The sequence below is a fragment of the Paenibacillus sp. PK4536 genome, assembly GCF_028594455.2.
GTDB classification, from domain to species: domain Bacteria; phylum Bacillota; class Bacilli; order Paenibacillales; family Paenibacillaceae; genus Saccharibacillus; species Saccharibacillus nuruki.
Genome location: NZ_CP126313.1, coordinates 2,405,681 through 2,417,431, shown reverse-complemented (window position 1 = coordinate 2,417,431; position 11,751 = coordinate 2,405,681). Strand labels below are relative to the sequence as shown.

Sequence of the window (11,751 nt, the reverse complement as noted above, 5' to 3'; positions counted from 1 at the left end):
GACTTATGAGATAAACATCTCTTATTTAGAACAATAGATCGATTGGATTTTATTCAAAAAAGGAGCTAGACCGAAATGGGAAATCACGTGATTTATCAAGCTTCAACTATGATTGCTTTACTCAGTGGTATGTATGATGGTTCAGTCACTTTTGGTGAACTCAAAAAACACGGTGATTTTGGGATCGGTACTTTTCATCAACTGGATGGTGAAATGATTGCTTTTGACGGTAAATTTTATCATCTTTATCCAGATGGTAGTGCCAAACAAGTCGGTATGGAAGAAAGTACACCGTTCTCTACTGTCACTTTTTTTGAAGAAGAACAGACTTTCCAGATTAACCGTACGCTAAACCGTCAACAATTGGAAAAAGTATTAGATGATCTATTAGCGAGCCCTAATATTTTTCATGCGATTCGTATTGATGGGCAGTTCCGTGAGGTCAATACACGAACCGTTCCCCATCAAGAAAAACCGTACAAACCATTTATCGAAGTGACCAAGTCACAGCCTTCTTTCCACTTTCCAAATACAGGCGGAGTGATTGCAGGTTTCTGGACACCAGCATTTGCTCAAGGTATTGGTGTGGCTGGATATCACTTACACTTTATCAATGATGAACGTAATGGTGGTGGTCACGTATTAGACTTTATTGTGGATCATTGCACGATTTCAGTATGTAGCAGTGAAGATTTTCAATTAGCTCTTCCACATGATCAAGATTATTTAAAAGCTAATCTAGAAGCTCCGAACTTGGAACGCGATATTATGACTGCTGAAGGTGCTTATTAAATCAACACACTTTTTAGTGTTTGATGATATTTTTAGGAAATACCTGTTATACCCTCCCTATACTAAGCCTACCTTTCTTTTTAATAAGAATAGGTAGGCTCTTTTTTTGTATGTTTATTCGTCATTTTTTAACAATTTTTGTATATTTATTGATAAAAGAAATGGTATTTCTAAGGCTATAGCAACTGTGTTGGATGATGTATTGTTGTTACACTGTATCTATATTCGAATATATCCTTTTGATTCATGCTTCCGTCCTACTTTATCGTTCGTTCATGCAAGTAAGCTTTCAAGCTTTATTGTTGTTGATCTGATCCGATATGATTTGAAGGAGGGCAAAACATGGAACGTAAAATGCGTATTATTCCTTATGAAGTGATTGCTCATGCAGAACAGGTCACCGAAACACCTACTGGTGTAGAAATGATTCAAGCACCTAAGGTCTGGGATATCACCAAAGGTGCAGGTGTCACTATCGCTATCCTCGATACAGGCTGTGATACTCATCATCCTGATCTGCAAGGACGGATTCGCAACGGGCGTAACTTTACAGATGATGATCAGAGTCACCCTGATATCTATGAAGATTATAATGGTCATGGTACTCATGTAGCGGGCACAATTGCAGCCATTCAAAATAATACAGGTGTTGTCGGTGTAGCTTCAGAAGTAAATTTACTGATTGGAAAAGTGTTAAATAAAGACGGCTCCGGGCAAATCGACTGGATTATCAATGGAATCCTATATGCTATTGAGCAAAAAGTAGATATTATTTCGATGTCGCTTGGTGGCCCTGAGGATGTGCCTGAATTACATGAAGCGATTCAAAAAGCAGTGAATAACAATATTCTAGTCATATGTGCTGCCGGTAATGAAGGTGATAACGATTCAAATACAGATGAATACGGATATCCGGGTTACTACAATGAAGTCATTAGTGTAGGCGCCATTAACCTCAACCGCCAGTCTTCTGAATTTTCTAATTCTAACAATGAAGTAGATTTGGTTGCCCCTGGTGAAAATATATTATCTACGTATTTAGATGGCAAATATGCCACACTTAGCGGAACGTCTATGGCTACTCCACATGTCTCCGGTGCGATGGCATTGATCAAAGTCATCGCAAATCAAAGTTTTGAGCGAGAGTTAACAGAACCTGAGCTTTATGCGCAATTGATCAAACGTACGATTCCTCTCGGTGATTCTCCTCGTCTAGAAGGAAATGGTATGGTCTATCTAACAGCTCAAGAAGAACTTGCCAAACTGTTCAAACCGCAAACAATAGCTAGATTGCTCAATATTTAAATGCATCAGATCTATATTCTGCGTATCTATGTCTACTTTCTTGTGGATGTAGATACGTTTTATTTTATTTGATTTCTAGAATGAACCTGTATATCATTTCTGATATACTGATAAAAAGACGATATCGGTAGATCCGAATGGTACTTTTAGCTTTACAAATAGCTATACAATACATATGTATTTTCCATTCAAGCTGACTTTACCTTATTTTCTGCTCTGATCCTGTTTGGGACCGAGACAGAAAAGATGATCGCCGTGTGATTCTTTTTTGGACTCAGTACCTTTTTAGTGATGAACTAGAAGGTTTTTTTGCGTTACAACGTGTATATCATACTGAAAAAAGGAGTATTACGAACATGTCGTTGCCATCACTCACCAAAAAGATAAACAATGCTTCTCCTGGTTCTACAGCGAATCAGACCATATTCGGGGTTTTACTTGCGATCTCCCTTGTTCATTTATTTAATGATTCGATGCAGTCAGTCATTCCAGCCATTTTTCCTATTTTGAAAGAAACGATGAATCTTAGCTATACGCAAATTGGTTGGATCGCTTTTGCAATTAACTTCACCGCTTCGATTATGCAACCTGTTGTAGGACTCTTTTCAGATAAGCGCCCTACGCCTGCATTGTTACCGATCGGAATGGGATTTACGTTTACAGGAATGCTATTACTTGCTTATGCAAGTTCTTATTCTGCTGTTTTATTAGCTGTCGTGTTTGTTGGCTTGGGTTCTGCTACTTTTCACCCTGAAGGTTCTAAAGTTTCTCACATGGCAGCAGGCAATCGAAGAGGATTAGCACAATCTATTTTCCAAGTCGGTGGAAATGCAGGACAATCACTGGCTCCACTGCTGACTTCTTTGATCTTTGTGCCTTATGGTCAATTTGGTGCTATCGGATTTACAGGAGTCGCAGCCGCAGGTATTATTGTGCAAATCTTTATTGCACGCTGGTATGGACGCACGATTCGTAGTGAAAGCTTTGCTAAAAAACATCGTAACGTTGGAAAAATACGTCCTGAGCTGAAAAACCGAATAGCTTTTGCGATGATTATTTTGATTTCACTTGTATTTGTACGTTCGTGGTATTCATCGTCGATCGCGAGTTATTACAGTTTTAATCTGATTGAAGGTTTTGGACTAAGTGTGGGCGATGCACAGATTTATATTTTTCTTTTTTTAGCAGCTGGAGCTTTAGGTACTTTTTTTGGTGGAACACTAGCTGATCGCTTTGGTAAACGAAATTTAATTTTTGTATCCATGGCAGGTTCTGCTCCTTTAGCTTTAATCCTGCCTTATGCTAATTTATTTTGGAGCGGTGTATTGCTAGCTATGATCGGTTTTATTCTTATTTCTAGCTTTTCAGTTACTGTCGTCTATGCTCAAATGTTGATTCCAGGCAAAATTGGTACTGTATCTGGATTAATTACAGGGCTTGCTTTTGGATTAGGCGGACTTGGTGCATTGGTTGTGGGTAACTGGATTGATAAAATTGGTATATCACCTGTTATGCAGTTATGCAGCTTTTTACCACTACTTGGAGTCATTACATTCTTACTTCCCTCTGATCGCAAATTAAGCGAATGGACAGAAGGCGCTTCTGAAGCTTAGTACTCTATCATATGTATAGGATTTATTTCAATTGAATAAGTAAAAAAGAAAAAGCCTATCCTTTACTAAAAGGATAGGCTTTTATTTGAAAACAATACTAATTTAGCCTGCACTAGCAGCAGATGAGCCACCGGAAGCACCAGCAGCGGCAGAACTAGAAGAAGCTGCAATATATCCATTTTCCATTGCTTGTACTTTAGCTTGTTGTACATAGAATTGCAATTTAGCCAAGTCTTGTTTCACTTGATCGACATGCACTTGATATTGGAATTTATCAAAATCATATTTTGTTACGACACCAGCATTGTAACGAATCTGCATATTGGTATTATCCAATGTTACATCACTTACTGTACGTTGTGCTGTTACAACACTTTTGTATGCTGTATCTGCATCTGTGTAACTGGATTCGATAGATTTAGCCAAATCTATTTTGCCTTGAGATAATTGTTGTCTAGCAATTTCAGTATTTGCTTTGGTTGCTTGCTCATCAAAGCTATTAGCTGCATTTTTATCTTGATTATCTTCTTCCCATTGAGCTTGAACGATGCCATTAGCAAGCGTCTGTACTTGGTATGAAGAAGATAGGATACTATCTACATTTTTCTTAGCAACTGGTTCTACAGTTACATCGATATCTGTTAATTGAATATTTGGATTATATTCAATACCTAGATCGAAAGAAATAGTGATTAACGCTTTTTGGTATGCATCTTCAAGATTCGTTAAGTTATCTTTTTCAGCTAACAAAGCACGATTAGCTTTATCGATATCTTCTTGTGTACCTGATCCTAGAGATTGTAATGTCTGAGCACGTTGTACATCACGAGTCAATACATCGATATAATCTTTAGACAATTGGACTTGTTTTTGACTTGCCAATAACTGTACATATTGACCTGTCATTCCAAGTTTGATGCCTTCTTTAGCTTCATTAATTTGAAGTTCAGTATTTTCTTTTTGGGTATCCAAATTATTGATATTTTTCTCTAATGTTTTACGAGAAGTTTCAAGTTGTGTGTTTTGAGCTGCTGCACTTTTGTTTAGTCCATCCGAAATTTTACCTACAGCATTTTGAAGTTCTTTCAATTGTTGCTCATAAGCATCACTTGGATCCGGTTTGGATGGTTCAGGAGCCGGTGTTCCAGGATCTGCGGGATCAGCAGGATCAGTTGCAGCTGCACCAGCAGATCCAGATCCGCTGTTGTCAGTTGTTGGTGCTGGAGTAGGTTCATCTGCTTGAGCACTAACGGTGTTCGCTGCTTTTAATGCAGGACTTACCGTAGTAACAGAACCACTTTGTGGATCGTCACCATTTACACCTGAATCTGTACCACTGTTATTATCAGATGGAACATGCAATACAGGAGATCCGTTACCTGCTTGAATATTAAAACTGTTGTTCAAATCAACAAGGTTCACACCTAGGCTCGCATTTTGTTGATCCAACACTTTATATTTTAATTGAAGAAGTGCTAGATTGTATGAATCATTTAATGCTAAATTAATAACTGTATTTAGATCCAAAGTATCAAGCTTTTTCAATTCGCCTGCTCCAGAGATCGTTAATTGTGATGCTGGTGTTGCTGTTGTGTCTGTCACTACTGGAGTTGGGATTGCATCTGCAGCGTGCGCCATTGTTAATGGTTGTGATGCAACAAGCACCATAGCCAGAAGAGAAGCGCCGACGATTCCTTTTTTCATATCCAAATTACCTCTTTTCATATATTCAAAACCATAATTCCAATCTCAAATGAATGCCTCTGCCAAAAACATTTAGTATAGCTAATAAAATTAATTTAGCATTACTAACAAAATAAATCAACTACAATTCAATAAATCATTTATAATTATAAATAAGTTCTGTTGAAAAAAATCACTTTCTTACTTATATAAATGTTCTAATTCCCTACTTCTATATTATATACCTTAAATGACATATACGTAATCCTTGTTTAAACATTATTTTGAAATAAAATTATTAAATAATAGTGTGCTTTGCTAAGTCCACTCTAACAATATGACCACTACAGCTACTAAAATAAACGCAGCAATAGAAAGATGTATTTTTTCCTTCATCATCGCAGGCTTCGTATCTATATAATGAAGTTTGTGATTAGGTCTATTATTCTTCCTCTGATCTGGATCGTAAGGATCTGTCGTTTTCACAGTGTCTCACCTACTCTTCCATATATTGTATATCTTATGATACTACAATCTTACCATCCGTCACACAATATTCACAATATGATTCCAATTAAAATAAGCATCCACTCTCCGATTTAATTTATCCATTTCAAATCTACATCCAGAGGTTGAGGTCTCTTCAAATTTAGTTTGATACAATTGACAAGCATCGTATAAACAATCTATAATTCAGCCATGAACTATAGAGTATAAATTAAACTGGTGAGTTCAGAGGAGGATACTGTAACTATGAAAAAAAGCTGGCCAACGGCCTTTACAGCGATTCTGTTAGCTGTTAGTTTGACAGCATGTTCGACAGAGAAAGCTGCAGTGGAGCCGGCAAGTAGTAGCGTCGAAGTCACAGCCGTCAAAGAAGTAACATTAGATGCGGTCTATGACTTATCAGGCACACTACAAGCATATGATGAAACCCCTGTTTCTTTTAAAATCGGTGGAACAGTCACTTCAGTGAATGCCGATATTGGAGATCAGGTTACAAAAGGGAAAAGTTTAGCCCAATTAGATAGCGCAGATTTACAACTTGACCTCGACAATGCGAACCAAAGTGTTGCTGCAGCCCAAGCTTCCCTCAGCAATGCACAAGCTTCTCTTACCAGCGCACAAGCTTCCCTCAGTAATGCGCAAGCCGCCAAACAAGCTGCTCAAGCAGGTATCGCATCCGCTGATGCACAGATTCAAAGTGCTAAAGTACGTGAACAAGGCGTAGCTGCTGGAGCACGTACACAAGAAAGAGCACAATCGCAAAATGCTGTAAACAAAGCACAAACGGCTTATAACCAAGCCAAAACAGCAGCAGATCGTGCCAAAACATTATTTCAAAATGGTCTACTAACTCAGCAAGAAAATGAGCAAGCGCAAACGACTCTTGCAACTGCACAAGACAGTCTTAACGATGCGAAAGAACAACTTTCTCTTCTATTAGAAGGAGCAAGTGCTTCCGATCGTGCAGCAGCGGCTTCTACAGTAAAAGAAGCAGAAGTAGGTCGTCAAAGTGCTGTAGCTAGTGTAGAACAAGCCAATTCAGGTATTGAACAAGCCAATGCGGGTATCGAACAAGCCAATGCGGGTATCAGTCAAGCTCAAGCTAGTTATGAGCAAGCTGTTATCGCTAAAGAAACCGCTCAATTGAACTTATCAAGAGTAGGACTTGCCGCTCCAGTATCTGGTGTCGTTTTAGAAAAAACGATTTCTAACGGACAAACGGTTACTGCTGGAACAGCTATGTTTACTCTAGGTGAGATTAACAAACTTAAAGTGTTGCTTCCTATCGCAGATAGTGAAATCAGTAAGTGGAAAGTTGGACAACAAGTTAGCTTGAACCTTTATGATGAGACGCGTACAGGTAGAGTGACGAAGCTATATCCTGCAACCAATGAAAATACAGGTTCTATTAATGCAGAAGTTACCATTGATAACCCTAAACTCGATTGGAAACCAGGTCAGGTTGTCAAAGCTTCACGTCAAGCCGCTTCATTAAAAGGAATCGCAATTCCTGTAGAGGCAGTCGTTAGTACAGGATCTGAACCTTATGTATTTAAAAATGTAAATGGTAAAGCCGTTCAAACCCCTATTGAAATTGGTAATCTATACGATAATCGTTATCAGATTACTAAAGGCTTAAAAGTAGGCGATCAGGTGGTGACTCAAGGAGCGGACCGTTTATTTAATGGAGATGCCCTTACAGTAAGTGAGGCGACCGCTAAATGATCAAATATATCGTCAAAAAGCGTAAAATTACGCTTGTCTTCTTTATCATGCTTATTCTGTTCGGTATCGTAAGTGCATTGCAGTTGCCTAAACAATTAATGCCCGATATCGTTATCAAAACAGCAACAGTAACGACAACTTATCCGGGTGCAACTCCAGAATTAATGGAGCAGACGGTTACCAAAGTATTAGAACAAAAAATTAAAGAAGTCACTAATCTCGATACCATTTCTTCTACTTCAAGTAATGGTGTATCCAGCATTATTATTCAAGCATTACCAGCGGCAGATGCAAAAGATACATGGAGTGAATTGCGTCGTAAAGTACAGGATGCTGAAGGTGAACTTCCTGCTGATGCAAACACGCCTATTGTCAATGACAACTTAACACAAACCTTTGTGCAATCTTTTGCTTTATATGGCAAAACCAAAGAAGACATTTATGCTTTAAGTGATCTTATGAACACATGGCGTGACCAACTTCGTTCTGTACCGGGTATCACTGATGTAGCGATCAAAGGTATTCCCGATCAACAAGTACGAGTTGATGCAGATATGGCGAAGTTAAAACAATATAACATTTCGTGGGAATCGGTTATGCAAGCGATCCAGTCTGAAAATAACCGTGTACCTACAGGTGATATTGCATACGAATCACGTACTTATCAATTAACTGTAGACGAATCTCATAATGTAGATTCCCTCAAAAATATTGTTGTTTTTCAAACCGAAGCCGGTGTTCCTGTCTATGTTAAAGACATCGCAAATGTACAACTGATTACTGATAAAGAAACATACTTAGGATATTACAACGGTGTACCTGCAATTTCGCTTGATATTAGTAGCGAAACAGGTTCTGATGTACCTACCATGCATGAGCGTGTAGCAGAAAAAATGACTTCACTTGAAAAAACATTGCCTGCTAATATCAAACTTACTTCCTTGTTTGCTCAAAAAACAGAAGTAGATCGTATCTTTAATGATTTGATTCGTGAAATGTTAATTGCTATTTTGGCTGTTATTATCATTTGTATGTTGGGATTGAACTGGTTAACCGCTTCTTTTGTAGCTTTGGCTATTCCAGTCTCGATTGCACTAGGTCTTATCCTTCTACCTACACTTGGAATATCACTGAATCAGATCACGATTGTAGGACTTATTATTGTACTGGGGATTCTGGTCGATGATGCGGTTGTTGTTAATGATAATATTGAACGGCGATTAACCGTACTTAAAGAAAATCCGACAGATGCAGCAGTCAATGGTACCAAAGAAGTATCCATCTCTATCGTTACAGCTACATTAGCAACGATTGCAGCTTTTGCTCCATTGATGCTACTTGAAGGCGATATGGGATCATTTATTCGTCCGATTCCAACCATTATCTCGTTATGTATGTTAGCTTCGATGATTATGGCATTAACGATCATTCCTATTTTCCGCGAATGGTATGAAGAGCGTCGTAATGAACAAGGTAAAACACATGGCACAGAAAAACCTGCTGGACTATTAGGTAAACAAATCCAATCGTTAACTAATGGCTATGCTAAAAAATTAATGCCTAAAGTGCTAAAACGTCCATTAATTGTGGCTTTAACAGGGCTTATTGTGAGTACACTTGCTTACGGGTTAGCTGCTTTTACACCTGTCGAGCTATTCCCAAGTTCATCTGATCCTCAGTTAACGATCAATGTATCGTTGCCTACAGGTACTTCTTTACAGAAAACAGATGAAGTCGTAAAAGGTGTTGCTAAATGGGTCAAAAAACAGCCAGGTGTTGAAAATATAGCTTATGCTTCTGGCGGCGGTGCACCTCAGTTGTTTACCAACCTTAGTCTAGGTGGCGGTGGTGTCACAACCGGACAGATTCTAGTCACCGGTGAAGAACATAAGCTCGATGTAGCTACAGCGTCAGAACAGTGGTCTGATCAACTTAAAAAAGATTATCCAGGTATCAGTATCTCTGTAAAAGCTACAGATTTGGGTGTCTCTGTAGGTAAAGCAGTATCGATCCGTATTCTAGGTGATGATCTAGAAGAAATTCGTAGCCTAACCGATAAAGTGAAACTTGCGATTGCTGATACACCAGGAACATACGGTATCACTGATAGTATTGGTGTAGAAAATTATGCTTTGAACTTTGTTGTAAACAAACAAGCTATGGATCAATACAAAGTGAGTTATGAAAACTTAACACGTACGCTTTTGATGATGGGTAGCGGTATTAGTGTAGGTGACTTTGATAACGGTGAAGATCTAATCGATATCAAGCTTTATATGAAAGATTCTACCAACGCTAGTCCAACAGCACTATTCCAACAAGTCAGTATTACCAACTCTGCTGGAACTCAGATTCCATTATCACAAGTGGTTGAAATGAAACCATCATTTGCGATTCAACAAATCGATCGTTACAACTTAACACGAGTGAATACGATTGAGGCAGATGCAAATGGACGTACAGCTACAGAAGTTATGCAGGAATTAGAACCTAAAATACAACAAATTAATTTCCCTGAAGGATACACATGGGATGTCGGTGGAGCAACGTCCAGTCAAACAGATACCTTTACTGATTTAGGTCAATTGTTTGTAGTCGTTATCTTCCTGATCATTATCTTAATTATGATTCAGTTCTATTCGCTTTCAATTCCAATGATTATTATGACAACTGTATATCTAGCAGCCGCGGGCGGTATATTAGGATTATTTATCACTCGTACGCCGATTGGATTTATGTCAGTCATGGGGATTATTGCTCTTGCCGGAATTGTTGTACGGAATGGTATCGTATTGATCGAGTTTATAGAAGATGCAAGGCATGAAGGTATGGAGCTGACCGATGCTATTATATCTGCTGCATCTGCTCGTTTCCGCCCGATTCTTTTAACATCTTTGACAGCGATTGTCGGTATGATTCCTATCGCTACTGTCGGTGAATTACTATTCCGACCACTGGGAGTTACGATTATTTTCGGTCTGGTCTTCTCGACAATTTTGACACTGTTTGTAGTTCCTTCTTTATATATGGTTGTAGCTAGACGCAAATTAAAAAAAGCAGCTCGTAAAGAAGAACGCAAACAACAACGTCGTGAAAAACTGAATTTAAGCAAAAAAATGTAATTTTATTATTCTAGATACATGAATCTGTACTGAATAAGAACAGGCTTCTTTTCAAAGAGCCTGTTCTTATTTTATAATGACGTGATGATATAGCGGTAAAGGAGACGTGCACTTGAAAAACAAAGAACATGAAATTATTGAAGTAGCACTTCAACTTTTTTCCGAAAAAGGATATACTTCTACTTCTGTAGATGAGATTGCTAAAGAAAGCGGAATAGCGAAAGCTTCTTTTTACAAATTTTTTCAAAGTAAAGAAGATGTTCTTGTCGCTACTGTTGTGATGCATGGACACAAAATCGATGATGCCATCTGCAAAATGTATTCCGATACTCATCTACCACCTGAACAAAAAATAGCTGAATTTGTGCGCATTTACTTACAGAACTCTTTGGATACCAAATTCCATTCGATGATGATTTCGATGCATGATAAAAGTCTATTTCACAGCGAGAAGTTAATCGAAGCGTTTCTTATCGTAGAATACAAATTAAGCAAATGGACTACCGATTGTCTGGTGGATATTTATGGTGAGCAAGTAGAGCCTTTTGCTTATGATGTGATCTTTATGATTAGAGGCATGATGATGCAATACCTGATTCTGCCTATGATGGGACTCAAGCCGAATACAACAGATGAAGAATTTGCTGCTCTACTGGCTAACACTGTCGATCTATGGATTAAGGGTATGATGGAATACAACTATGTACCGATCTGGGATTGGAAACAGCTCAAAGTAGATCCTGAACATATCAAAGATAGCCCTATTTTCAAAGGGATTATGATTCATGATGCTTTGCTAGACCTCAAGCGATTACTGCATCACCTCCAAGTCTCTGATGAGCAAAAAGAAGAGTATCGTCAGGTTCTGCAAGAGTTAGAACAAGAAATATTGAGCGATATAAAACGTAAAGGGATGCTTAAAGCAATGTTTTCTTTTCTATCTCAAGAACCCACTCTGGTTGAAAAATGTAATCTGTTACAATCAGTGCTGGATATCTAATCCT

At 38.3% G+C, this 11,751-nt stretch carries 7 protein-coding genes; 6 read left to right on the top strand and 1 reads right to left on the bottom strand.

Features of this window, described 5'->3' with window-relative positions; all coding sequences use genetic code 11:
* Positions 1–75 precede the first annotated feature (75 nt).
* The 3 genes from budA to PO903_RS10765 all read left to right on the top strand — a co-directional run bounded on the left by budA (position 76) and on the right by PO903_RS10765 (position 3,710).
* Complete coding sequence (gene budA, locus PO903_RS10775) at positions 76–792, top strand: acetolactate decarboxylase (protein ID WP_273593407.1); 717 nt, start codon at positions 76–78, stop codon at positions 790–792.
* 342 nt (positions 793–1,134) lie between these two features.
* A complete protein-coding gene (locus PO903_RS10770; protein WP_273593406.1) occupies positions 1,135–2,097 on the top strand; it encodes a S8 family peptidase in 963 nt (320 codons plus the stop codon).
* 356 nt (positions 2,098–2,453) lie between these two features.
* Positions 2,454–3,710, top strand: coding sequence for an MFS transporter (locus PO903_RS10765; RefSeq protein ID WP_273593405.1), 1,257 nt, complete (start codon positions 2,454–2,456; stop codon positions 3,708–3,710).
* 102 nt (positions 3,711–3,812) lie between these two features.
* On the opposite strand, the gene PO903_RS10760 is transcribed toward PO903_RS10765, so the two are convergent.
* Positions 3,813–5,414, bottom strand: coding sequence for a TolC family protein (locus PO903_RS10760; protein ID WP_273593404.1), 1,602 nt, complete (start codon positions 5,412–5,414; stop codon positions 3,813–3,815).
* A gap of 732 nt (positions 5,415–6,146) precedes the next feature.
* Between PO903_RS10760 and PO903_RS10755 the strand changes: the two genes are divergently transcribed.
* The 3 genes from PO903_RS10755 (at position 6,147) to PO903_RS10745 (ending at position 11,747) form a co-directional block, all read left to right on the top strand.
* On the top strand, positions 6,147–7,625 hold the full coding sequence (locus tag PO903_RS10755) for an efflux RND transporter periplasmic adaptor subunit (RefSeq protein WP_069327854.1): 1,479 nt from the start codon (positions 6,147–6,149) through the stop codon (positions 7,623–7,625).
* Positions 7,622–10,747, top strand: coding sequence for an efflux RND transporter permease subunit (locus PO903_RS10750; protein WP_069327853.1), 3,126 nt, complete (start codon positions 7,622–7,624; stop codon positions 10,745–10,747). The genes PO903_RS10755 and PO903_RS10750 overlap by 4 nt, the downstream gene beginning before the upstream one ends.
* Positions 10,748–10,859: 112 nt before the next feature.
* The gene (locus PO903_RS10745; RefSeq protein WP_273593403.1) at positions 10,860–11,747 is read left to right on the top strand and encodes a TetR/AcrR family transcriptional regulator; all 888 of its coding nucleotides are present in this window, start codon (positions 10,860–10,862) and stop codon (positions 11,745–11,747) included.
* The last annotated feature ends 4 nt before the right edge of the window (positions 11,748–11,751 follow it).